General features: G+C 71.9%; 12 protein-coding genes and 1 other RNA gene. 7 read left to right on the top strand and 6 right to left on the bottom strand.

The genetic code is table 11. The features are described 5' to 3' along the window. Positions 1-208: 208 nt before the first annotated feature. Positions 209-3,589: a pyruvate carboxylase gene (locus tag ABEB17_RS15145; RefSeq protein ID WP_345717569.1), complete on the bottom strand. Its 3,381-nt coding sequence runs from the start codon at positions 3,587-3,589 to the stop codon at positions 209-211. A gap of 129 nt (positions 3,590-3,718) precedes the next feature. On the opposite strand from ABEB17_RS15145, the gene ABEB17_RS15150 reads away from it, so the two are divergent. Both ABEB17_RS15150 and ABEB17_RS15155 read left to right on the top strand, forming a co-directional pair. Continuing rightward, complete coding sequence (locus tag ABEB17_RS15150; protein WP_345717570.1) at positions 3,719-5,251, top strand: glycerophosphodiester phosphodiesterase family protein; 1,533 nt, start codon at positions 3,719-3,721, stop codon at positions 5,249-5,251. Positions 5,252-5,279: 28 nt separating this feature from the next. Continuing rightward, positions 5,280-5,747, top strand: coding sequence for a PPOX class F420-dependent oxidoreductase (locus ABEB17_RS15155; protein WP_345717571.1), 468 nt, complete (start codon positions 5,280-5,282; stop codon positions 5,745-5,747). Between the two features lie 8 nt (positions 5,748-5,755). Here ABEB17_RS15155 and ABEB17_RS15160 read toward each other — a convergent pair whose 3' ends face one another. The 3 genes from ABEB17_RS15160 to ABEB17_RS15170 are packed head-to-tail and all read right to left on the bottom strand — an operon-like array spanning position 5,756 to position 8,773. Then, entirely contained in the window at positions 5,756-6,247 is a 492-nt protein-coding gene (locus ABEB17_RS15160) for a DUF3291 domain-containing protein (RefSeq protein ID WP_345717572.1), read from the bottom strand. Positions 6,248-6,255: 8 nt separating this feature from the next. Beyond that, positions 6,256-7,692 (bottom strand): glucose-6-phosphate dehydrogenase, encoded by a 1,437-nt coding sequence (gene zwf / locus ABEB17_RS15165; RefSeq protein WP_345717573.1) that lies wholly within the window; start codon positions 7,690-7,692, stop codon positions 6,256-6,258. Between the two features lie 58 nt (positions 7,693-7,750). Continuing rightward, complete coding sequence (locus tag ABEB17_RS15170; protein ID WP_345717574.1) at positions 7,751-8,773, bottom strand: NADP-dependent oxidoreductase; 1,023 nt, start codon at positions 8,771-8,773, stop codon at positions 7,751-7,753. A gap of 122 nt (positions 8,774-8,895) precedes the next feature. Between ABEB17_RS15170 and ssrA the strand changes: the two genes are divergently transcribed. The 3 genes from ssrA to ABEB17_RS15185 all read left to right on the top strand — a co-directional run bounded on the left by ssrA (position 8,896) and on the right by ABEB17_RS15185 (position 11,169). Next, positions 8,896-9,265: a transfer-messenger RNA gene (gene ssrA, locus ABEB17_RS15175) on the top strand. 162 nt (positions 9,266-9,427) lie between these two features. Next, entirely contained in the window at positions 9,428-9,988 is a 561-nt protein-coding gene (locus ABEB17_RS15180) for a hypothetical protein (protein WP_345717575.1), read from the top strand. A gap of 35 nt (positions 9,989-10,023) precedes the next feature. Continuing rightward, entirely contained in the window at positions 10,024-11,169 is a 1,146-nt protein-coding gene (locus ABEB17_RS15185) for a serine hydrolase domain-containing protein (RefSeq protein WP_345717576.1), read from the top strand. Here ABEB17_RS15185 and ABEB17_RS15190 read toward each other — a convergent pair. Both ABEB17_RS15190 and ABEB17_RS15195 read right to left on the bottom strand, forming a co-directional pair. After that, positions 11,166-11,846, bottom strand: a complete 681-nt coding sequence (locus ABEB17_RS15190; protein WP_345717577.1) for a TetR/AcrR family transcriptional regulator — start codon at positions 11,844-11,846, stop codon at positions 11,166-11,168. The two genes, ABEB17_RS15185 and ABEB17_RS15190, sit on opposite strands and share 4 nt — an antisense overlap. A gap of 134 nt (positions 11,847-11,980) precedes the next feature. Beyond that, on the bottom strand, positions 11,981-13,738 hold the full coding sequence (locus ABEB17_RS15195) for an ABC transporter substrate-binding protein (protein ID WP_345717578.1): 1,758 nt from the start codon (positions 13,736-13,738) through the stop codon (positions 11,981-11,983). A gap of 369 nt (positions 13,739-14,107) precedes the next feature. Here ABEB17_RS15195 and ABEB17_RS15200 point away from each other — a divergent pair, with 369 nt between their 5' ends. Together ABEB17_RS15200 and ABEB17_RS15205 are read left to right on the top strand one after the other, a co-directional pair. Beyond that, a complete protein-coding gene (locus ABEB17_RS15200; RefSeq protein WP_345717579.1) occupies positions 14,108-16,135 on the top strand; it encodes a glycosyl hydrolase family 28-related protein in 2,028 nt (675 codons plus the stop codon). Between the two features lie 173 nt (positions 16,136-16,308). Then, positions 16,309-24,945, top strand: a complete 8,637-nt coding sequence (locus tag ABEB17_RS15205; protein ID WP_345717580.1) for a hypothetical protein — start codon at positions 16,309-16,311, stop codon at positions 24,943-24,945. Positions 24,946-24,949 lie beyond the last annotated feature (4 nt).

A 24,949-nucleotide genomic window follows, 5' to 3' on the forward strand; every position in this document is an offset into this window, starting at 1 on the left:
CTGGGTCGCGGAAACCGGACTGAGCGGCGGAAGCGGGGTGCCATACCCACTCGACCCCGAGCCCTACAAGGTGAGCTGAGAGCGTCAGCTGACCAGGACGCTCGCGAAGCAGAGCGCGGACGCGGACACCCGAAGGGCGGCGTCAAACGAGCTTGCGAGAGCCGCCCGTAGCGGTGTCTGCGTCCGCGCTCGGCACCACAGACGAGACCTAGGAGATGACGACCAGCAGGTCGCCGCCCTCCACCTGCTGCTGCGAACCGATCGCCAAGCGCTCGACGGTCCCGCTGACGGGCGTCGTGATCGAGGCCTCCATCTTCATGGCCTCGATGGTCGCCACGGTCGCGCCGGCCTCGACGGTGGCCCCCTGCTCGACGGCCAGCGACACCACGCCGGCGAACGGCGCCGCGACGTGCCCGGACTTCGCCGGGTCGGCCTTCTCAGCGGCCCGGACGTCGACGTCCGCGCTCTCGTCCAGGGTGAGCACCGGGCGCAGCTGCCCGTTCAACGTCGTCATGACGGTGCGCATCCCGCGCTCGTCGACCTCGCTGACCGACTGGACGCCGACCAGCAGTCGCTTGCCGGGCTCGATCTCGACCTCGACCTCCGCGCCCGGCCGCAGCCCGTGCAGGAACTGCGCGGTGGGCAGCACCGACAGGTCGCTGTAGGTGTCCCGGGACTGCGCGAACTCCTTCGTCGGCCCGGGGAACAGCAGCCGGTTGAGCGTGGCCCGACGGTCCGCGGCCAGCCCCTCGACGTCCGCCTCGTCCAGCTCGGCGACCGCCGGCTTGGACCGGCTGCGACCCGCCAAGGCCTTGCTGCGGAAGGGTTCCGGCCAACCGCCGGGCGGGTCGCCCAGCTCGCCCTGCAGGAAGCCGATCACCGAGTCGGGGATGTCGTGCGCACCCGGGTCGGCCTCGAAGTCGGCCGGGTCGACGCCCCGGCCCACCAGTGCCAGCGCGAGGTCGCCGACCACCTTGCTGGACGGCGTGACCTTGACGATGTTGCCGAGCATCCGGTTCGCGGCCGCGTAGGTGTCCTCGATCGCCTCGAACTTCTGGCCGAGGCCGAGCGCGATGGCCTGCTGGCGAAGGTTGGACAGCTGCCCGCCGGGGATCTCGTGGGTGTAGACGCGACCGGTCGGCGCCGACAGCCCGGACTCGAAGGGCGCGTACAGCCGGCGCACCGCCTCCCAGTACGGCTCCAGGTCGCAGACCGTGCGCAGGTCGAGGCCGGTGGCCCGCTCGGTGCCGTCGGTCGCCGCCACCAGCGCCGACATCGGCACCTGGCTGGTGGTGCCCGCCATCGGCGCGCTGGCGACGTCCACCGCGTCCACCCCGGCGTCGATCGCGGCCAGCAGCGTGGCGAGCTGCCCGCCCGCCGTGTCGTGGGTGTGCAGGTGCACCGGCAGGTCGAACCGCTCGCGCAGCGCCGTGACCAGCACTCGTGCGGCCGGCGCGCGCAGCAGCCCGGCCATGTCCTTGATCGCCAGCACGTGTGCGCCGGCCCCGACGATGCGCTCGGCCAGCGCCAGGTAGTAGTCGAGCGTGTACAGCGTCTCGGCCGGGTCGGACAGGTTGCCGGTGTAGCAGAGGGCGACCTCGGCGACCGCCGTCCCGGTGCGCCGGACGGCCTCGATGGCCGGACGCATCTGCTCCACGTCGTTCAGCGCGTCGAAGACCCGGAACACGTCGATGCCGGTGCGCGCCGCCTCCTCGACGAACGCGTCCGTGACCTCGACCGGGTACGGCGTGTAGCCGACCGTGTTGCGCCCGCGCAGCAGCATCTGCAGGCACAGGTTGGGCATCGCCTCACGCAGCGCCGCCAGCCGGTCCCACGGGTCCTCGGACAGGAACCGCAGGGCCACGTCGTACGTCGCGCCGCCCCAGGCCTCCACGCTCCACAGCTGCGGGGTCAGCCGGGCCACCGGGGCGGCCGCGGCCAGCAGGTCGCGGGTGCGGACCCGGGTGGCGAGCAGCGACTGGTGGGCGTCCCGGAACGTCGTGTCGGTGACCGCGACCGCGGTCTGCTCGCGCAGCGCCGCAGCGAACTGCTCCGGCCCGACCCGGACCAGCAGGTCCCGCGCGCCGGGCGGTGCCGCGGCGTCGACGTCCACGGCCGGCAGCTTGCTGGCCGGGTCGGCCAGGTCGTGACCGGGGCCGTGCGGCTGGTTCACCGTCATGTGCGCCAGGTAGGTCAGCAGCTTGGTGCCGCGGTCGGCCGGCACCCGAGGGCTCAGCAGCTGCGGGCGCTCATCGATGAAGGACGTCGAGAGCCGTCCCGCGACGAAGTCCGGCTGGTCGATCAGGCTCTGCAGGAACGGGATGTTGGTGGACACGCCACGGATCCGGAACTCCGACAGGGCGCGGCGGGCCCGGCGGACCGCCGTCGGGAAGTCGTGCCCGCGACAGGTCAGCTTGACCAGCATCGAGTCGAAGTGCGCGCCGATCTCGGCGCCGACGAAGACCGTGCCGCCGTCCAGCCGCACTCCCGCACCGCCCGCCGAGCGGTACGTGGTGATGGTGCCGGTGTCGGGGCGGAACCCGTTCGAGGGGTCCTCGGTGGTGATCCGGCACTGCAGCGCAGCGCCGTTGACCCGGATCGTCGCCTGCGCCAGGCCCAGGTCGTCGAGCGTCTCGCCGCTGGCGATCCGCATCTGGGACTGCACCAGGTCGATGTCGGTGACCTCCTCGGTCACCGTGTGCTCGACCTGGATGCGCGGGTTCATCTCGATGAAGACGTACGAACCGTCCGGGTCGAGCAGGAACTCCACGGTGCCGGCGTTGGCGTACCCGATCTGCCGGGCGAAGGCGACGGCGTGCGCGCACATCGACTCGCGGATCTCGGCCGGCAGGTTCGGCGCCGGGGCGATCTCGACGACCTTCTGGTGCCGCCGCTGCACCGAGCAGTCCCGCTCGAACAGGTGGACGACGTTGCCGGCCCCGTCGGCCAGCACCTGCACCTCGATGTGCCGCGGCGAGACCACGGCCTTCTCCAGGAACACCGTGGCGTCGCCGAAGGCGCTCTCCGCCTCGCGCATGGCGGCCTCGATGGACTCGCGCAGGTCGGCCGGGTCCTCGACCCGACGCATCCCGCGTCCCCCGCCGCCGGCCACGGCCTTCACGAACAGCGGGAAGCCGACGTCGTCCGCGGCGTCCAGCAGCGTCTGGACGTCGGTGCTCGGCGGCGCGCTGCCCAGCACCGGCAGCCCGGCCTCGCGGGCTGCGGTGATCGCGCGGGCCTTGTTGCCGGTGAGCTCCAGGACCGACGCCGGCGGCCCGATGAAGGTGATCCCGGCCGCCGCGCAGGCCTCGGCGAGCTGCGGGTTCTCGGACAGGAAGCCGTAGCCGGGGTAGACCGCGTCCGCACCCGACTCGCGAGCCACCCGGACGATCTCGGCAATGTCCAGGTAGGCGCGCACCGGGTGCCCGGGCTCACCGATCCGGTACGCCTCGTCCGCCTTCGAGCGGTGCTCGCTGCGCCGGTCCTCGTGGGCGAAGACCGCGACGGTCTGCGCGCCCAGCTCGGTCGCGGCGCGGAAGGCGCGGACGGCGATCTCGCCACGGTTGGCGACCAGGACCTTTCGGAACACGAGCAGACCTCCGACCAGCTGCCAGGCGCACGGACACGGGGAGCCTACCGACGTGTCTGATCCGCGGGACGCCGGTCTCCCATCGCGAGATTGCCTGGTGCGCGAACCGGCCCCGCCGATAGGCAGATCGTGATCCGAACCCCCGCCGTGCGCGTCGTCCTGGCCGCGCCGCTCGCCGCGGCCGCCTTCCTGATGTCCTCGGTCGGGCCGGGCGCCGGGGCCCTACGGGCCGACGCGACGCCGTCGCCGTCGGTGGCCGGGCTGCCGGCGGTGGTCTGGGGCGCGCACCGCGCGGGGGCGCTCGAGGCGCCGGACGGCACGCTGGCGGCCGGTCGCGCCCAGCTCGCCGGGGGCGTCGCGACGGTGCTCGACGCCGACGTCCGGCTGCTCGCGGACGGAACCCCCGTGATCATGCACGACGCGACGGTGGACCGGACGACGACCGGGCACGGCAGCGTGTCCGCGATGACCGCGCCCCAGTGGGCGGCCCTGCGCACCGATCCCGCGGCGTGGTTCGGGGCCGGATGGCCCGTCGAGCGCCCACCCACGCTCGCCCAGTGGCTGGACGCCTTCGGTGGCCGCACCGTCCTGCTGCTCGAGGTCAAGCAGTCGCCGGCCGTGGACGCGGTCGAGCGACTCGTCCGGGCCAGGGGGCTGGTCGACTCGGTGATCCTGCAGAGCAACACGCCCAGCGTCGTCCGGCAGATCGCCGACCGCGGGCTGCACGCCCAGCTCTGGCGCACGGCGGACCAGCTGGCCGCCGACCCGGCCGACACCTGGCGGGACAGCCACGCCGAGCAGGTCGAGGTCGCGCCCGCCAGCGCCCCGGCCCAGATCCGTCGTCTGGCGTCACTGGGCCGACCCGTCTGGGCCTTCGCGGTGAACGACCGGGCGCAGGCGCAGCGGCTGGCCGGGCTGGGGGTCACGGGGTTCGTCTCGGACGACCCCGCCTACGTGTCGGGCGCCGCAGCCGGCTACCCGCGTCGTCCGGTGCTGGCGACGGTCTCCTCCACGACCGCTCAGGCGGGGGACCGGTTCGCCGCCACCGTCACCACCCGGGTCCCCGCGACGAACTACCTGGCCCCGACGACCCCGGTCACGGTGCGCTTCGGTGGCCGTGGTGTGCGACTGACCACGGCGGTCAGCGGGGTCCGGCGGGCCACCCTGGCCGCTCCCGCGGCGCCTGGCCGGTACCGGGTGGACGTCGTGACCGGGCCGGTGACTGCCGGTGAGACGCGCACCGCCGGTGCCACCCGACGGTCCGCCGCGACCCTCGTCGTGCACCCCGAGGACGCGCAGCTCGTCGCCCGTCCCCGGACCCTGCGTCGCGGTGGGACGTACCGCGTCGGCGCCAGCGTGCGGGACTCCGCGTCGTCGGCGTACACCGGCCCACGCCGTGAGCGCGGGGGGACCGTCCTCGGGCTCGCCCACGCCCGGGTGCGGGTGCAGGTCCGGGCTGGGACGTCGACCCACGGTCGGATCGTGCTCGACCGCACGGTGACGGCGGTGGACGACGGGCTCCGGGCCAACGGCATCGGTTCCGCTCTCACGGGGTGGAGCGTGCCCCGGTCCCTGCCGCGCGGTCGGTACACGCTGCGCGTCCTGGACGGGGGTGGGTGGTACGACGCCGCGCCGTCCTGCGCCCCGATCTGGGTGCGCTGACCGGCGCCCGACCCGACACACTGGGTGCATGGCACGCACCATCGCGCAGAACACCTCGGTCGACCTCGACGCGCTGCTCGACTTCGTCCGCCCACGGCACCACTTCCTGCTGGTCACCCGGCGCGCCGACGGATCGGCCCAGGCGTCCCCGGTCACCGGGGGAGTGGACGAGGAGGGTCGGCTGGTCATCTCCACCTACCCCGAGCGAGCCAAGGTCGCGAACGCCCGACGCGACCCGCAGGTGGCGGTCGTCGTCCTGTCCGACGACTTCGGCGGTGCCTGGGTGCAGGTGGACGGCACCTGCGAGGTGCTCGACCTGCCCGAGGCACTCGAACCGCTCGTCGACTACTTCCGGGCCATCTCGGGCGAGCACCCGGACTGGGACGAGTACCGGCAGGCCATGACCGCGCAGGGCAAGTCGCTGCTGCGGATCACGCCGACCCGGTGGGGACCGGTCGCCACCGGCGGCTTCCCGGCCAGGCTCGCCGACGGCTGACCGCCGCCTCAGACCTGCGACGAGTCGGGTGGGTACGGGTTCGCGGCCGTGAAGGCGTGCGGCGTGGGCCCGAACATCCGGAGGTGGCGCAGCCGCTGCTCCGCCTCCACCAGCCGCTGGTGCTGCCCCGCCGGTACCCACCACAGGGCGCTGCTCGCCTCCGGGTGCCGGACGAACCAGGAGCGCCGCTGCCGCAGCGCCTCGCGGTGCGGGGAGCTGTGCACGAACGCGTCGAGCGCTTCGAGCGACTCCCAGACCGACAGGTTGACCACGAGCCCGGCGCTGTCGCCGACGTCCCAGTCGAACGGTCGGTTGCGGGCGCCCGGGGGCACCTCGACGAAGGTGCGCCAGACGAAGCCCCGGGCGCCCGCGCCGGCGACCTCGATCGGGCCTGACGCCGCGACGAAGCCGGCCAGCTGCTCGGACGACAGCGGGGCGAGCAGGCGCGAGACGTTGACCTGCGCCAGGTGCAGGCGCTGCGTCGTCGGCGAGCCGTCCACGCTGCGGCTCAGGCGCCGGCCACGTTCGGGTCGCGCCAGGTCCGCTCGAACGGCAGCCGCCACGCCGTGGGAGCGACGAGCTGGTGGATCTGGTTCGGACCCCAGGAGCCGCGGGCGTACGGCCGCACCGGCGGCGGGTTCTCCAGCAGCGGCACCGAGACCTCCCAGAGCCGCTCGATGCCGTCGGCGGTGGTGAACAGCGTGTGGTCGCCGCGCATCGCGTCGTAGATGAGCCGCTCGTACGCCTCCAGCCCGGCGCCGGCCCAGTTCGTCTCCTGCATCGCGAACTGCATGCTCAGCTTGTCGAGCTTCATGCCCGGCCCCGGACGCTTGCCGTAGAACGACAGCGACATCCGGGACTTGTCCGCGAGGTCGAACGTCAGGTGGTCCGGGCCGAGCTGGCCGACGCCCGAGCCGGCCGGGAACATGCTGCGCGGCGGCTCCTTGAACGCGATCGAGATGATCCGCGCGCCCTCGGCGAGGTGCTTGCCGGTGCGCAGGTAGAACGGCACCCCGGCCCAGCGCCAGTTGTCGATCTCGCACTTGAGCGCGATGAAGGTCTCGGTCTCGGACTCCGGCGCGACCCCCGGCTCGTCCCGGTACCCGGCGTACTGGCCGCGGACCACGTTCGACGGGTCGATCGGCGCCATCGACCGGAAGACCTTGTTCTTCTCCTCGCTGATCGCGAACGGCTCGAGCGCCGTCGGCGGCTCCATCGCGGTGAAGGCCAGCACCTGGAACAGGTGGGTGACCACCATGTCCCGGTAGGCGCCGGTGGCCTCGTAGAAGGTGGCGCGGCTCTCCAGACCGAGCTCCTCCGGGACGTCGATCTGGATGTGGTCGATGTTGTTGCGGTGCCAGATCGGCTCGAACAGCCCGTTGGCGAACCGGAAGGCCAGGATGTTCTGCGCCGCCTCCTTGCCCAGGAAGTGGTCGATCCGGAAGATCTGCTTCTCCAGGAAGACCTCGTGCAACGCGGCGTTCAGCGAGACCGCCGAGGCGAGGTCGGTACCGAACGGCTTCTCCATGATGATCCGGCTGCGCTCGACGAGCTTGGCCTCCTCGAGCATGCTCACCACCGCCAGGGCGGCCTTGGGGGGGACCGACAGGTAGTGCAGGCGCAGCGTGTCCTGGCCCAGCTCGGACTCGGCCGCCTCCACCGTCGCGCGCAGGCCGTCCGGCCCGGCCGCCCCGGGCACGTAGCGCAGGCAGGACGCGAACGCCGTCCACTGGTCCGGCGTCAGCGGATGACCGCTGAAGTCGTCCACGGCGGTGCGCGCGAACTCGACGAAGGACTCCTGGTCGTACTCCTCCAGGGACGTGCCGACGACCCGCATCTGCGGGACCAGCCCGGACTGGAACAGGTGCAGCAGACCCGGCAGCAGCTTGCGCTTGGCCAGGTCTCCGGTGGCACCGAACAGGACGACGACGTAGGGGTCAGCCATCTGCGCAGCGTAGGCAGTGCCGGGCCGCAGCGGCACCCCCTTCAGGGCACGAAGCGGTTCAGCTGTCCGGCTCCAGGCGGACCAGCATCTTGCCGGTGTTGCCGCCGGACAGCAGCGAGCGGAACGCCTCCGGCGCCGACCCGATGCCCTCGGTGACCGTCTCGCGCCAGGTGATCTTGCCCTCGGCGAGCCAGCCGGCCATGTCCGTCAGGAACCGCGGGCGGGCGTCGGCGTGGTCGCCGACCAGGAAGCCGCGCAGCGTCAACCTGTTCTGCACCAGGCGAACCAGGTTCCGCGGTCCGGGCGGCGGCTCGGTCGCGTTGTACGCCGACACCGCGCCGCACAGCGCGGCCCGGCCGTGCAGCCGCAGCGCGCCGATCGCGGCCTCCAGGTGGTCCCCACCCACGTTGTCGAAGTAGACGTCGATGCCTTCCGGCGCCACCTCGCGCAGCTGCTGGCGGATCGGGGCGGCCTTGTAGTCCAGCGCGTGCGTCACGCCGAGCTCGTCGAGCAGCCACTGGGTCTTGGCCGGCCCGCCCGCGCTGCCGATCACCTGCGAAGCGCCCTTGAGCCGGGCGATCTGGCAGACCAGCGAGCCCACCGCACCCGCCGCCGCCGACACAAAGACGACGTCGCCCTCCTGCATCGCGGCCACGTCGAGCAGCCCGGCGTACGCCGTCAGGCCGGGCATCCCCAGCGCACCGAGGTATGCCTGCGGCGGGGCGAGCTCGACGTCCACCCGCTGGGTGCGCCGGCCCGGCAGGACGGCGCGCTCGCGCCAGCCCAGCCCGTGCAGCACGGTGTCCCCGACCGCCAGCCCCTCGACGTCCGGACCGACCTGCTCGACGACCCCGACGGCGCCGCCGTCCATCGGCTCGTCCAGGGCGAAGGGCGCCACGTAGGACTTCGCGTCGTTCATCCGCCCACGCATGTACGGGTCGACGCTCAGCCACGTGTTGCGAACCAGCACCTCGCCGGGCCCGGGGTCGTCCAGCTCGTGCTCGACGAGGGCCACGTCGTCGTCGACCACCTCGCCGTTCGGTCGGCGGACGAGGTGCCAGGCGGCGCTGGTGACGGGCATGCAGGGGTCCTCTCGATCGGGGTGGGGCACAAAGTCCTTGCTTACCTCGTTACAGTGGATGCGACAACTCAACAGCGGTAGTGGAACGGTGGGTTGGCCACCAGGCAAGGCCGCACCCCAACGGGGGTGATCGGTTTCGACGTTGGTCGTACTCCCAGGAGAAGCGGGTCGAGGATGCACGGTTATCTCGTAAACGCTCCGTGCAAACCCATAGGTGCCGATTCCAAGCGCACCGACTTCGCCCTCGCCGCCTGAGCGAGCTGCGTAAGTCCGTCAGCCCGGGAGTGCTCTCGGCCCGGTAGCTGGCGTCATCAAGAGAGCCACTGCTCGTTGCCTGCGTCGCAGGGGTAACGGGGATTTCAACTGCGACTGAGCCCGGCAGCGACGTGCCTGCGAGATCGCTGGGGCCGAGAAACACCAGAGCAGGCTGCACCCGGAGAAGTCCTGGTTCTGCGCTAGCGGACGCGGGTTCGATTCCCGCCACCTCCACCAGATCCATCAGACCCATCAGCGCCACCACGACCCACCACCACTACCGCGCCCAGATCAGAGAAGTGGGGCACCCCGGGCGACCGGGGTGCCCCACTTCTCTGTTCTCGGTCAGCGCGGGCTGAGGCGCTGGCGCCGGCGGCCGACGGGGTTGATCATGAGCAGGTGAGCGAGCCGCCTGACCCCACGCCGCGCCAGGACCGGCTGCGTGAGGACCTCAACCGCGAGTACTACGCCGCGCTCGGCGCGGTCTCCGAGTACGACGGGCGCCTGATGGTCATCAAGGGCTGGTCGGTGACCTTGTCGCTGGCCGCGCTCGGGCTCGGCTTCCAGCAGCAGCACTACGCGCTGTTCGGGCTGGCGGCCGTCACGGCGCTCGGGTTCTGGTTCCTGGACGTCCTGCTGAAGGGCTACCAGATGCGGTACTACGCCCGGATGCGGGACATCGAGGTCGCCACCTACCGGCTGAACGCGGTCGAGCTGGAGGGTCTCGGCCTGGTCTCCGCCCCGCGGATCGACATGTCCTGGGACTACAAGGGCGAGGGACGGGACTGGCGCACCGATGCGCCGGTCCGCCGGGACGCCAAGGAGCTGCGGTACATGCACCACCTGCCGTACCTGATGCCGCACGTCTTCCTGCCGCACGTCGTCGCCGTCGTCCTGGGCACAGGGCTGTTCCTGGCGGCCGTGCTGGGCGCGTCGTGGCTGGACGGGTTGGCCCCCTAGCGATGAGTCGGACGCCGCGGCAGGGTCTGGAGTGCATGAGCACCCTGGCGCAGGTCCTGGACCAGCACACCGGCGGGACGGCGGCACCGGGTGCGGTCGCGCTCGTGGCCCGCGGCGACGACCTCGAGGTCGCGGCGGCCGGCTCGCGGCACGCCGACGGCGGTGCGCCGATGACCCGGGACACGGTGTTCCGCATTGCGTCCCTGACCAAGCCGATCGTGGCCGCCGCCACGATGATGCTCGTCGACGACGGCCGGATCGCCCTCGACGAACCCGTCGACCGGTGGCTGCCCGAGCTCGCGGCGCCCGTTGTCGTCCGGACGCCGGACGCCGCGGTCGGCGACGTCGTCCCCGCCCTTCGCCCGATCACGGTCGAGGACCTGCTGACCTTCCGGGCGGGCTACGGCTTCCCGTCCGACTTCAGCCTGCCCGCCGTCGGCCTGCTGTTCAGCGAGCTGCTGCAGGGGCCGCCGCAGCCGCAGCACGTGGCGCCGCCGGACGAGTGGATGGCCGCACTGGCCAGGATCCCGATGCTGCACCAGCCCGGCGAGGCGTGGCTCTACAACACCTGCTCCGACGTCCTCGGCGTGCTGCTCGCCCGGGCCAGCGGACTCGACCTGCCCGACCTGCTGGCCGAGCGGCTCTTCGAGCCGCTCGGCATGCGGGACACCGGGTTCGCCGTCCCGGCGGCCGACCTCGACCGGTTCGCCAGCTTCTACCGGGCCGGTCCCGACGGCGGGTTGGAGCTCGTCGACGCGCCCGACGGGCAGTGGAGCAGCCCGCCCGCATTCCCCTCTGGCGCAGGGGGTCTGGTCTCCACGGCGGACGACTGGCTCGCCTTCGCCCGGCTGCTGCTGGCTGGGGGAGCGGTGCACGGCCGACGGCTGCTGACCGAGGACTCGGTCCGCCGGATGACCACCGACCACCTGAGCGCCGAGCAGCGTCGCGACAGCACCCTGTTCCTCGAGGGACAGGGTTGGGGCTACGGCGGATCCGTGGACGTCGCCGCCGTCGACCCGTGGAACGTGCCCGGTCGCTACGGCTGGGTCGGCGGCAGCGGGACGGCCGCCTTCCTCACACCGAGCACGGGTGCGGTGAGCATCCTGCTGACCCAGCTGGAGCTCACCGGACCGACCCCGCCGGACGTGATGCGGGAGCTCTGGCGGTACGCCGCAGGCTAGGCGGGGAGCGCGACCGGCAGGTCCACCGACAGCTCGGCCGGCAGGATGGTCGGCAGCCCGAGCAGCGCGGGCAGCACCCGGTCGGTCATCGCGTCGAGGACGACCCCGGCCTCGGCGTCCGACAGGTGCACCGCGAGCCGCACCACGGTGGCGGCCAGGTGCGCCGCCACGAAGCAGAGCAGGTTGAGGTCGACCGAGACCGGCCCGGGAACGACGCCGCGGAACACGTCCGCGAGCTGCACGCCCGCGGCACGGCTGTCGGTCACGTCCGCGGCCACCATGTCCGGGTCGCCGCTGGCCGCCGTCCACACCGCGGCGAACGTCGCGTCGCTGCGGAACAGGTCCCAGTAGGCCCGCATCGAGGTCGACACCGCGGCCCGGGCCTCGTCCTGGGTGCTGACCGGTGCGAGGACCGCGACGACCTCGTCGCGCACGATGCCCGAGTACCGTTCCAGCAGCGTCTGCAGGATGGCCTGCTTGTTGGGGAAGTAGCGGTAGACCGACGGCAGGCGGATGCCCGCGCGGTCCGCGACGTCGCTCATCGACGTCGCGTCCACCCCGCTCTGCGCGATCAGCGCGGCCGCCGCGTCGAGGATGCTCTCGACGCGTTGGCGGCTGCGGCGCTGCTCGGGCTGACGCCGCGGCGCGATGGCGTCGCGCGCACTGCTCTCGCTCATCCGCGCATCCTCTCACCCGAACGGCCGAGCGAGAGGGCAGTTGGCGAAAGGTCCTCACCTCGCCGCGAGAGGCGGTGACGCCCGCGCGGGGCCGGCCGCGCTGGTTGCGCGACCGGCCCCGTGGTGCGGTTCTGCTACTTCTTGACGTACAGGTCCGCGTAGCTCCAGGAGCCGTACGGTGCCCACAGGTAGACCTTGCTGGCGTCGCCGCTCGCGGCACCGACCTTGGAGCCGGCCAGCCGCTGGGTGCGGGCGAACCGGGTCGGCAGGATCCACGCCTGCTCCATGGCCTCCTTGTTCAGGTCCTTCCACATCTGGGACTGCTTGGCGCGGTCCAGCTCACCCTTCGCGGCGTCGGACTTGGAGGTGAAGTCCTTGTCGTCGGCCTGCGAGAGGTTGAAGCCACCGGCCGGGGTGAACAGCTCCGGGATGACGGTGGAGGCGTTCAGCCAGTCCGGGCCCCAGCCCGCGTTGGCCATGGCCTCTTCCTTGGTCGGGTCCTGGACGATCGAGTAGTACTCGCCCGGCGGCAGCGCGGACAGCTTGAGCTTGATCCCGGCGCGGGCCAAGGACGCCTGCAGCGCGGCCGCCGCCTTGTCGTTCACCGGGGTCTTCGAGTACTGGTACGTCAGCTCCGGCATCGCGGCACCCGACTCGGCGATCAGCTTCTTGGCCAGGTCGACGTTGCCGGTGTCCGGGATCTGCGCCCCGTACATGCCGTCCCACATACCCGACTTGGCGTAGTCGGCCGAGAGGTTCGGCTTGATCGCGCCGTCCGCCAGGTCACCGGCGAACGAGCCACCGGCGATCGTCCGCAGTGCCGAGCGGTCGGTCGCGGCCAGGATCGCCTGCCGCTGCTTGACGTTCGGCACCTTCTTCGTGTTGATCGCGATGTAGCGGGTGTACGGGTCGTAGTCGTTGACGCGGCGGTCCGCGAAGCGCGGGTCGTTGAACACCGTCGTCAGCGACGAGGTGTCCAGCGCGTCGCGGGAGATCGCCATCGCGTCCTCACCGGCGTCCGCCTCGAGACGCTGGTCGATCGTGGTGGGCTGGATCGCGAACTTGACCACGATCTTGTCCGGGTACGCACCCCGGTAGCCGTCGTCCTGACCCGTCCAGTTGGTGTTGCGCTCCATCACCAGCTGCTGGCCCTTGGTGTACTCGGTGATCTTGTAGGGACCGTTGGACTGCACGTTGTCGTCGTACTTCTCACCCGTGTCCTTGGCCTTCGGCACCGGGGCGAACGCCGTCAGCGTGACGGTGTAGTTGAAGTCACCGGCCGGCTTGGCCAGGTTGAACGTGATGGTCTTACCGTCGCTCGAGCAGGAGACGGCCTTGTCGAACGCAGCCGTGTTGTTGTTCGAGGTGACGTACGGGCCCTTGTACGTGGAGTTGCCGTCCTTGTCCTTCGGGATGTCCAGGAGGCTGATCGCGTAGGTCGGACCGTCGGTGATGACGGTCTGCGCGAAGGTGCGCGAGACGCCGTACTTGATGTCCGCGCAGGTCGAGTCCGATCCGTCCTGCCACTTCGCACCGTCGCGCAGCGTGAACGCCCACGTCTTGCCGCCGTTGCTGGCCTTGCCGGTGTCGCTGGCGAGGTCGCCGACCAGCTTGCCGGCCTCGTTCCCGTCCCGGCTGATCTTGTACGTCGTCAGCGTCCGGTTCAGGTACGCGCTGGCGAACGCGAGGTCCTCACCGGTGTAGTTGCGCTGCGGGTCGAGGTGGTTGAACTGCTCCAGGGTCGTCAGGAACGTCAGGGTGCCGCCCTTCGCTGCGGTGTCCCCGCCCCCCGACGTTCCGCCGCTGTCGTCGTTGCCGCCGCACGCGGCCAGCGCGAGTGCGCCGACGGCCGCGACTGCGACGAAGCGCAGACCGGTCTTGGCCTTGCCCATGTCGTCTCCTCCTGGTTGGTGTGCCAGAGCAGACGTCCCGGTCCGGGACCGGCGAGTTGCATGGTGGGACCTGTGAACGTCCCTTCCACCCTTCATCTCCAGGGGTGCCGACCGATAGGGCCCGTTGTCGAACCGTGACACCACTGCGACCCGCGGGTGCTCACGCGGTCTCGATCGTCACCGCGCCGACATCGTCCTGTGACTCATCGACACCGTCCTGTGACCTCGAACGGAGTAGTTGCGGGAAGAATTACGTGCGCCAGTGCAGGTTCTCAACAAGTCGAAGAAAGTTTATGGCAGAACCTGGGAATTTCCCTACGGTGGTTCTAAGGTCACCTCTAGTGCCCCGTCGAGAGAGGCGAGTCCCCGATGAAGCGGACCACCAGCGCCATCGCTGCGATCACTGCCACCGCCACCGCGACTGCCGCTGTGGTGGTGGGTCTGGGACTGGGCTTCGCCACCCCGGCCGCGGCCGCGGCCTCGCCGCCCTTGGTGACCCGCGCCGCGCTGGACGCGGCGCTGGTGGCCGGACGCGGCGCCGACGTCCCCTTCCTGGAGCAGGAGGCCGAGTCTGCGCGGACCACCGGCTCCGTCATCGGCCCGGACCGCACGGCCTACACGCTGGCGGCCGAGGCGTCCGGCCGGACGGCCGTGCGGCTGCTGCCCGGCCAGTACGTCGAGTTCACCCTGCCGAAGCCGGCCAACGCCCTCACGGTGCGCTACAGCATCCCGGACGCGCCGGACGGCGGCGGCATCACGGCGCCGCTGGACGTCACGCTGGACGGCCGCAGCCACCGGAGCATGACCCTGACGTCGCAGTACTCCTGGCTGTACAACCAGTACCCGTTCAGCAACGACCCGGGCGCCGACCTGCTGCACCCCGACTGGTGGATCACCGAGTGCCAGTGCGTGCCCAGTGCGACGACGCCGTCGCCGGCCATCACCAAGCCCTTCCGGCCCAGCCACTTCTACGACGAGCAGCGGCTGCTGCTCGGGCGCACGCTGCGGGCCGGCGACACCGTGCGGCTGACCGCGCCGAAGGGCACCCGGGCCGCCTGGACCGTCATCGACCTGCTCGACTCCGAGCTCGTCGGCCGCCCGCACGTGAACCTGCGCGCCGCGAACGTGCTGCTGTTCGGGGCCGACCCCACCGGACGGCGGGACGCGGCTCCCGCGTTCGACCGGGCGATCGCGTTCGCCCGGGCGCACCACCTGCCCGTGTACGTGCCTCCCGGGGTGTTCCAGGTGAACCGTCACGTGGTCGTCGACGACGTGAGCATCGAGGGCGCCGGCAGCTGGTACACGGTCGTGCGCGGCCACCAGGTCACCCTCGCCGCGCCCGCGCCGGACGGCTCGGTGCACACCGGGGTCGGCTTCTACGGCAAGGACGCCTCGGTCGGCGGCAGCACCAACGTGCACCTGTCCGGCTTCGCGATCGAGGGCGACGTGCGCGAACGCATCGACACCGACCAGGTGAACGGCGTCGGCGGCGCGATGAGCGCGTCCACCATCGACGGCCTGTACGTCCACCACACCAAGGTCGGGCTGTGGTTCGACGGGCCGATGCACGGCCTGACGGTGCGCGACTCGGTCATCGCCGACCAGGTCGCGGACGGGGTCAACTTCCACACGGGCGTCACGGACTCCGCGGTGCGCAACACCTTCGTGCGCAACACGGGCGACGACGGTCTGGCGATGTGGGCCGAGACGACGCAGAACGCGCGCAACACCTTCGACCACAACACCGTCCAGTCGCCGGTGCTGGCCAACGGCATCGCGATCTACGGCGGCACCGACACCACGGTGTCGAACAACCTGGTCGCCGACCCGGTCCGCGAGGGCAGCGCCCTGCAGGTCGGCTCGCGGTTCGGCGCCCAGCCGTTCACCGGCCACCTGTGGATCACGGACAACACCACCGTGCGGGCCGGCACCTACGAGCTCAACTGGAACATCGGCCTGGGCGCCCTGTGGTTCTACGCCCTCGAACGGGACATCGACGCCGACGTCCAGGTGGTCGGGGACGCCTTCCTGGACAACACGTACAACGCCGTCATGCTGGTCAGCGACTGGCCGGTGAAGGACCTGTACTCGATCACGAACGTCCACCTCAAGGACGTCAGGGTCGACGGCACCGGCACCTCCGTGGTGAGCGCGCGGGCCATGGGCTCGGCCACGTTCGAGAACGTGGACGCGCGGAACGTCGGCGCCGTCGGCGTGAACAACTGCGGCTCCTTCCACTTCACCGCCGCCGGATCGGAGTTCGCGCTGACCGACCTCGGCGGCAACGACGGCGGCGGGACCACCGGGCCGTGGCTGGCGCCGTGGGAGCTGCCGAACACCATCACCTGTGCCGACCGCCCGGGCGTCGTCCCGCCGCCCGCGCCGTCCCGCTGGTGACCCGCGGCGATCGCGCCAGATCAGGTACCAAAGTGACGGGTGCGATTCCCTGGTTCGGTCTGCCATCTGCCGTTACGGTGTGACCGGACCAGGAGGTGTCGTTGAACACGACCGCAGCAGGGGTGCGCTGGATCACCGCCACGGGGATGTGAGCCGTCGTGCGTGGCCGGGGGGTGCGAGCGATCTGGGTCCGCTGTGTCGCCGTCGCCTCGCTGGTGGCCGCCGTCACCTTCGTCGCACCGCCGATCGCGGCCGTCGCGGCCCCCGGGGTCTCGCTCGGCAAGACCGCTAGCGGGCAGGTGCGCGCCGGCGAGCCGATCACCTACACGCTGACCGCGACCAACCCGACGAGCAACCCCGACGCCACAGTCGAGTACAACCTCAGCTACACCGACGTCCTGCCGGCCGGCGTGACCTACGTGCCCGGTTCGACGAGCGTGAACCGGATCGGCGAACCGCAGGTGATCAGCGGACCCGGCGCCGGCCAGACCACCCTGGTCTGGGCGAACGTCGCCGACATCGTCGCCGGTGGCTCCTTCACCCTCACCTTCCAGGCGACCCCCGACCCCACCCTCTACCCCGTCGGGGCGACCGTGCCGAACCCCGGCGCCAAGCTCTACGCGAACACCGACCCTCAAGAGGCGCCGCGCTTCGACGCGAGCGGCACCGTCGTCGGCGGCACCTTCACCGAGTCGGCGTCCTCGAACTCGACGGTCACCACCATCTCCGCGCTCGACCTGAGCAAGAGCGAGCCGAGCCCCGAGGGCGAGCTGCTGCGCGGCGTGCACGACCACCCAACGGTCTACACGCTCACCGCGACCCAGGCCCAGGGTGGCGCCACCAACGGTGCGGTACTGGTCGACTACCTCCCGGCCAGCCTGGAGTTCCTCGGCTGCGGCGGGGTCGACAACTCCAGCGCCCCGGAGTACGCCGGCGCCCCTTCGTTGACCACGACCCCGACGCCGGCCGGTTGCGTGAACCCGAGCTCGGTGACCACGGTCCAGAACCCGGCTGGACACCCGGCGGGCATCTACACGCGCGTGCAGTGGAACATCGGCACCATCGCGGCCGGGGCGACCGTCACCCGCACGTACGCGGCCGGCGTCCCGTTGCACGCCAACGTGATGTGGCCGGCCACCCCACCCACCGGTCTCGGCCAGGTCGCCAACCTGGACAACAACACCGGCCCGTCCAGCCGGGAGACCACGTCGGAGGCCTCGGCGACGAACACCGCCACCATCACCGGCACGTACGACGGCCCGGTGGTGGACGGCGGCACGAACGTGGTGGACGTCGACGCCGACGAGAGCGTCAGCATCGAGGACCTGCGGATGCACAAGTCCGTGAGTCCCGGGACGTTCAGCGCCGGCAGCATCGCGACGTACACGCTCGTGGTGGACGCCTCGGAGTACGTGAGCGCGGGCTTCCAGATCACCGACACCATCCCGTCCGGGGTCTGCCCGCTCGGCGGGCCGGGCACCAACTACGGCGGGATCCCGGACTGCGCCGGCAGTGTGGCGACCGCGCCCTCGATCCCGTACGAGAGCGTCACGCCCAACCCGGACGGCACCTTCACGGTCGTCTTCGACCCGCAGTCCTTCCCGTCCAAGAACGGCACGCTGACCATCACCTACCAGGGCTTCATGCTCGAGACCTACCTGGACGGGCCGCGCGAGGGCGAGCCGACGACCACCGGTGACGAGTTCACCAACACCGCCACGGTCGCCGGGACCACCACCCCGATCGCGAGCACCGGCGAGACCGGGACCCAGGCCGTCACCGACGAGTCGTCCGCGACCCAGGAGACGAGCGGGCCCTCGATCGACAAGACGATGCTGGCTCGCGCCGACACCACCGGTGCCTGCCCGACGGACGTGGGTGACTACGGGCACCCGGCCGACCTGCCGCCCGGCTCCACCGACTTCCGGCTCGGCGACCTGGTCTGCTTCGCGCTCGAGGTGGCTTTCCCCGGCACCTCGGAGACCCGGAACCCCACGGTCGCCGACTTCCTGCCGCCGGGCTTCGAGCTGGTCAACGGCTCGGTGCGGGTGGGCGACGGCTCGACCGCTCCGAGCACGTTCAGCACGACGCCGAACTCGGTGATCTGGGAGCTGGGCGCGCCGCCCGGCAACGACCGCTTCGTCGACCAGGGCGCGATCTTCCGGGCGGTCCTGCAGGCCCGGGTGACCGACGCCACGGCGCTGCCGGCCGGCGAGGTCCGGCAGAACCAGATGAAGCTCAGCATCGAGGATGCGAACGGTGCCAGCGCCACCTTCCGTCGCTCGATCGACGTGACCATCGCCGCGCCGCCGGCCATCGGGCTGGTCAAGGGCGTCGAGTCCGTCGACGTCCCGGCCAGCGGCCCGAACGCGGCCGGGAGCAACGTGGACGGCTCGCTCGTCGGCGGTGGCTCGGTGGCGACCTTCCGGATCGACCTGACGAACAACGGCGCCGGCGCGACCGCGGCACCCGCGGGGGCGTTCGACGTCTGGGACGTCCTGCCGGCCGGGATCACCTGCGCCGACGTCGACAACGTGCGCGGCTCACCGGCACCGGCCGACCCGCTGGTGGTGGCGTGCACCGACCCGGGCGACGGCGCCCACCCCGTGTTCGCCGGGTCCGACGCACTGAGCCTGCTGCGCGTCACCACGGTCCTGGACCCGGACGGCGCGACCGTGGACGAGCAGGTGCTCGACCCGGGCGAGCGGCTGAGCCTGCTGTACGACGTCACCATTCCGACCCCGGCCGGCGTCTCGCACACCTACACGAACACGGCGTACCTGCACAGCTTCCAGGTCCCCACGGACGTCGGCACGGCCGCCACCTACTACCCGCAGGACAACATCGACCCGAGCATCCCGGACGCGGACCAGCTCGCCCAGCCGGCCTCGGACCCGTCCAACGTCCGGACGCCGGGGGTCACGGTCGCCAAGACCGGCACGACCTCCATCACCGAGACCAACAACAACGCCGCGAACCAGGCCACCGTCGGCGAGACCGTCAGCTACACCTACGCCGCCACGGTTCCGGCGCACACCTCCATCTTCTCGGGCGTGCTGTCAGACCCCCTGCCTGCCGCGATCGTGATCGTGCCGCCGGCCACGCTGACGTACTTCCCCGACGCCACGTCGCCGACCACCGCCCCGGTCCCGGCCGGGGTGACCATCAACCCGGCGACCGGCGAGGTCACCTTCCCGGCGACGTACGAGAACACCACCGGCACGAACCAGCGCTTCGCGGTCACGCTGACCGTGCGGGTGGACAGCGCCGCCCTCCCGGCGGCGCAGAACAACATCGTCCGCACCAACACCGCCCGGTTCGAGAGCCTGAGCGAGCCCGGCGGGTCCGCGCTGCCGCCGATCACGGCCAGCTACCCCGTCACGCTGCGCCAGCCCGCCCCGGCCATCACCAAGACCAACAACCTGCCGCTGGCCAACGGCGGCGACACGGTGACCTTCACCATCACCGCCTCCAACGGGTCGACCAACCGCACGCCCCTGCACGACGCCTTCATCACCGACTGCATCCCGAGCGGTCTGACCTTCCAGGCGTACGGCCCGTCGCCCGGGCGGACGCCGGTCGGCGGTAGCGGCGCCAACGGCTGTGCCGTAGGCACGACGCTGCTGGTCTGGCAGCTCGACGACCTGGCGCCCGGCGCGAGTGTCACCCGCACCTACACGGCGAGCGTGCCGCCGAACGCGGTCGGTGGCGTGAAGTACACGAACACCGCGGTGCTCACCGGTAGCAGCCTGGATGACAACAAGACCGATCCGCTGGCCGCGGACAACCCGCTCGAGCGCAGCTACGCCGTGAGCGCCAGCTCGAGCGTGACCATCGCCGGCGCCGACCTGGTCAAGACGGTCACCCCGGAGCGCGCCCCGGTCGGTGCCACGGTCACCTACACGGTCACGGTGGACCTGCCGCCGAACACGCTGTTCTTCGACGGTGCCCTCGTCGACCAGCGGCCGGCGGGTATCGGCAACATCCAGCTGCAGTCGTTCTCCTGCGTGATCCTCTCGACCCCGCAGCAGGCGTGCCCGCAGGTCTTCACGCCCAACCCGCTGACGCCGGTGCCGCAACCGGACGGGTCCGTCCTCACCGCGAACCTGATCGGCGACGTCCCCGCCGTGCCCAACGTGCGGCGGTTCACCATCACGTACACCGGGTTGGTCACGGACGTCCCGGCGAACGTGGCCGGGCGGGTGGCGACCAACACGGCCCACGCGGCCTGGAACACGGTGAACGGGTCCACCCCGACCCGGGCGGACAACGCGTGGACCCAGTCCGGGGGGCCGGGGTCGGCGTCCGTGACGGTGCTCGAGCCGAACGTCACGACGACCAAGTCGGTCAGCGACACCACGCCGGAGCCGACGGACGTGTTCACCTACACCGTCACCCTGACCAACGCGAACACCGCCACCAGCAGCGCCGCCTACCGCGGCTACATCCGTGACGTCGTCCCGGTCGGCGTCGTCGTCGACCCGGCCACGATCTCCAACGGTGGCACCATCGCTGGAGCCGATCCGGTCAACGGTGGCGGCACGATCTCCTGGAACGACCTCGGCGCCGGACAGCCCCTGGCGCCCGGCGCGTTCCTCGGCCTGACGTACGACGCGAAGCTGGCGCCGTCGACCATCCTGACCGGGGCCGGCCTGACGAACACCGCGACGAACCTCGCCTACGACAGCGTGCCGACCGACCCGCACCGCACCTACGCCGGCGGCAGCGCCACCGCCACGGTCACCCCGGACTTCCCGCGGCTGACCACGACCAAGGCCGCGGTCGACCCGGCGCCGGCGTACCTGGGTGACCCGTTCACCTGGCGCGTCACCGTCACCAACACCGGCGGGGCCACCGCCTTCGGCGTCGACGTCACGGACCTGCTGCCGGTGGGCTGGACGTACGAGGACGGCACGGCCCGCGTCTCGGTCGCCGGCGGTCCCGCGGTGGCGGAGGAGCCGGTCACGCTCGGCCGGGTGCTGACCTGGCAGAACGAGGGCACCCTGCAGCCCGGCCAGGCAGTGGTCGTCACCTTCCAGGCGACCCCGGGCTCGTCCGTGGTCAGCACCCCCGGGGTCGGGTCGACCGTGCCTCAGGTGAACACCGCCAGCGGCGCCGGTGAGGACGCCACCGGGGCGACCGGGAACGCGTCCGGTCCGTACAGCGCCGGCAGCACGACGGCCCAGACCCGGATCGACTCGGCCGACCTCACGCTCACCAAGACGCATGTCGACCCGGTCGTCGCCGGTGGGCGGGCCACCTGGCAGGTGACGGTCACCAACGCCGGAGCCGACACGGCGGTCGGGCCGTTCTCGGTGACCGACACCCTGCCGTCCGGCGTGACGTTCTCGTCCGCGACCGGCACCGGGTGGTCCTGCAGCCGGTCCGGCGTGACCGTGACCTGCACGCGCACGAACGCGAACGAGACCCTGGCGCCCGGGGCCAGCCTGCCCGTGATCACGGTCGTCACCGACGTGGCCGCCGACACCGCGAGCGGCACCACGTTCACGAACGCGGCCACCGCGACCGACCGCACCTACGACCCCGACCTGTCCAACAACACCGACACCGACACCGCGACCGTGACCACGCAGGCCGACCTCGCCGTCGCCAAGGCGCACGCCGCCCCGCTGCTCGCCGGCGCGCGGGCGACGTGGACCCTGGACGTGACCAACCTGGGCCCGTCGGTCGCGCTGGCACCCGTCACCGTGACCGACACGCTCCCGGCCGGGACGACGTTCGTGTCGGCGGCCGGTAGCGGCTGGGCGTGCACCGGAGCAGGGACGGCGCTGACCTGCACGCGAGCCGCCGACCTGCCGGTGGGCCCGGCGCCCCAGATCACCGTGCGCGCCGACGTCGACCCCGACGTGACCGGCACGCTGGAGAACACCGCCCACGTCGAGAGCCCGACCACGGACCCGGTGCCGGGCAACAACACGGACGTCGACCCCGGCGCGGTCGTCACCCTCGCCAACCTGGCCATCGACAAGTCGCACAACGGGCCGTTCACCGCTGGCAGCAGCAACACCTACCTGTTCACCGTGCACAACGCCGGCCCGTCCGACGCCGCCGGGCCGGTCACCATCACCGACACCCTGCCCGACGTGCTGACCTACACCGGGTTCACCAGCGTCACCGGCACCTGGGCCTGCTCGGCCTCCGGCCAGGACGTCACCTGCACGCTCGCCGCCGGGCTGGCGAACGACGCCGACGCGGCGGTCCGGATCGACGTGGACGTCGCCGCGGACGCCCCGCCCGAGGCGATCCTGAACACGGCGCACGTGGGCAGCCCCACGACGGACCCGATCCCGGCGAACAACACCGACGACGACAACACGGACGTCGACGTCACCAGCGACCTCGCGGTGACCAAGTCGCACACCGGCCCGGCGACCGCAGGTGAGGACTTCAGCTGGCAGGTGGACGTCACCAACAACGGTCCCTCGGACAACCCCGGCCCGGTCACCGCGTCAGACACGCTGCCGCCCCGCACCAGCTACGTCTCGGCCACCGGCACCGGCTGGGACTGCTCGGCCGTCGGCCGCATCGTGACCTGCACCCGGGACGGCGTGCTGGCCGCCGGCGAGGACGCGGCGCCGATCACCATCACCGCCGCGGTGGCCTCGGACGCCGGTCCCACCGTCCTGCTGAACAGCGTCTCGGTCTCGGGCACCGCGCACGACGACGACCTGTCGAACAACAGCGACTCCGATCCGACCATCGTGCTCAACGACGCCAACGTGTCGATCGCCAAGACCCGGCTCGGCCCGGCGACGGTACCGGCCGGATCCACGGTGACCTACGAGCTCGACGTGGCCAACGAGGGCCCGTCGGACGCGGACGGCATCGTCGTCAGCGACACCGCACCGGCCGGACTGCGGCCCGTGAGCGTGACGCCGCCAACCGGCCAGGGCTGGGACTGCCTCATCACCGGCCAGCTCGTGCGCTGCACCAACGACAGCGCACCGGTCGGCGCCAGCGCGACGATCACCGTGGACGCCGTCACCGACCCCAGCGCACCCGATGGCACCACGCTGACGAACACCGCGACCATCGCGACCTCGACGTCCGGTGACGACCCCGCGGACAACACCGACACGGCGACGGTGACCACCGCCCGAGAGGCCGACCTGCGGCTGACCAAGACGCACGAGCCGGCGGGGGTCGCCGCAGCCGGGGAGCCGGTCACCTTCCGGATCGCGGTGCGGAACGCCGGGCCGTCCATCGCGGTCGGCACGCTGACCGTCGTCGACACGCTCCCCGACGGTCTCACCTTCGTCTCGGCCGCGTCGCCCTGGTCGTGCACCGACGCCACGCCCGGCCCGTCCCAGGTGACGTGCACGTACACCCCCGCCGAGCCGATCCCGCCGAACGGCAACGCGCCCCCGCTGCTGATGACCGTGCAGGTCGACGCCGCCGCGCCCGCCGGGACGTACACCAACGAAGCCACGGTGAGCGGCGAGGTCGACGACCCGACGCCGAGCAACAACACCGATACCGACGACGTCCCGGTGCAACCGGTGGCCAACGTCAGCGTCACCAAGACGCACACCGGCACCGCCCACATCGGCGACGACACCACGTTCCAGATCGCGGCGCACAACGACGGACCCTCGCAGGCCCAGGACGTGGTCGTCACCGATCTTCTGCCGAGCGGGCTGACCCTGGTCTCGGCCTCGGGTACGGGCTGGACCTGCGCCACGCCGGGGAACTCGGTGCGCTGCGTCCTGGACGACCCGCTCGACCCGACGGCCACCACCGAGCCGATCGACGTGGTCACCACCGTCGGTCCGCTGGCCTACCCGTCGGTCGCCAACACCGCCCGGGTCACCACCTCGACCTCCGGCGACGACCCGGACGACAACGACGCGGTCGACAGCCTCGCCGTCCCGGCCCAGGTGGACCTGTCGATCCGCAAGGCGCACACCGGTGACTTCGTGGTGGGCGAGCAGGCCACCTGGCGGATCCTGGTGCACAACTCCGGCCCGACACCCGACCCCGGCCCGATCGTGGTCGCCGACACGCTGCCGGCGGGCGTCACCTACGTCTCGGGCAGCGGCAACGGCTGGCGCTGCGCCGCCGTCCGGCAGGCCGTGCGCTGCGTGAACACGGGCGGGTTGGCGATCGACCAGTCCCGGTTGGTGTCGATCAAGGTCATGGTCGAGCCGTCCGCCTACCCGGCCGTGGTGAACTCCGCGACGGTCCGCTCGCCGGCGGAGGACCTCGACCCGGCCAACAACACCGACACCGACCCGGCCGACATCATCCCGGTGTCGCACCTGACCATCGCCAAGGACGTCATCGACCAGGACGGTGGTCGGGTCACCTTCGGCATCGTGGTGACCAACCACGGCCCGAGCGCCACGACGACGCCGGTCGTGGTCACCGACCCGATGCCGGCCGGGGCGACCCTGGTGGGCTTCACCGGCTCCGGCTGGCAGTGCACGTCGCAGGGCCAGACTGCGACCTGCACGTACGCCGCACCGCTCGCCTCGGGCGCCAGCACCCCGCGCCTCAGCATCGTGGCCGACCTGGACACCACGGCCCAACCCGTCGTGAACACCGCGACGGTGACCGGCGGCCAGCCGGACCCGTGCCCGGACTGCGGGGACAGCGACGACGCCAGCGCCTCGAACCCGCCCGCGCTCCTCCCCGACCAGGCCGGGTCCGGGCTGCCGCGCACCGGCGCCAACGTCGGTCTCACCGTGCAGGCGGCGTTGGTCCTGCTCGGCTGCGGGTTCGTGATGGTGGCCGGGACCCGGCGTCGTCGGCCTGCAAAGGCGGTGTCGTCCCGGCACCGGAGGCCGTAGCGTT

Source organism: Angustibacter luteus (assembly GCF_039541115.1).
Taxonomy (GTDB): domain Bacteria; phylum Actinomycetota; class Actinomycetes; order Actinomycetales; family Angustibacteraceae; genus Angustibacter; species Angustibacter luteus.

Excerpts from the sequence above, each read along its gene's own strand:
- ABEB17_RS15190 (WP_345717577.1), bottom strand. The coding sequence starts at position 11,846 with ATGAGCGAGAGCAGTGCGCGCGACGCCATCGCGCCGCGGCGTCAGCCC.
- zwf (WP_345717573.1), bottom strand. The coding sequence starts at position 7,692 with ATGGCTGACCCCTACGTCGTCGTCCTGTTCGGTGCCACCGGAGACCTG.
- ABEB17_RS15170 (WP_345717574.1), bottom strand. The coding sequence starts at position 8,773 with ATGCCCGTCACCAGCGCCGCCTGGCACCTCGTCCGCCGACCGAACGGC.
- ABEB17_RS15185 (WP_345717576.1), top strand. The coding sequence starts at position 10,024 with ATGAGCACCCTGGCGCAGGTCCTGGACCAGCACACCGGCGGGACGGCG.
- ABEB17_RS15195 (WP_345717578.1), bottom strand. The coding sequence starts at position 13,738 with ATGGGCAAGGCCAAGACCGGTCTGCGCTTCGTCGCAGTCGCGGCCGTC.
- ABEB17_RS15200 (WP_345717579.1), top strand. The coding sequence starts at position 14,108 with ATGAAGCGGACCACCAGCGCCATCGCTGCGATCACTGCCACCGCCACC.
- ABEB17_RS15155 (WP_345717571.1), top strand. The coding sequence starts at position 5,280 with ATGGCACGCACCATCGCGCAGAACACCTCGGTCGACCTCGACGCGCTG.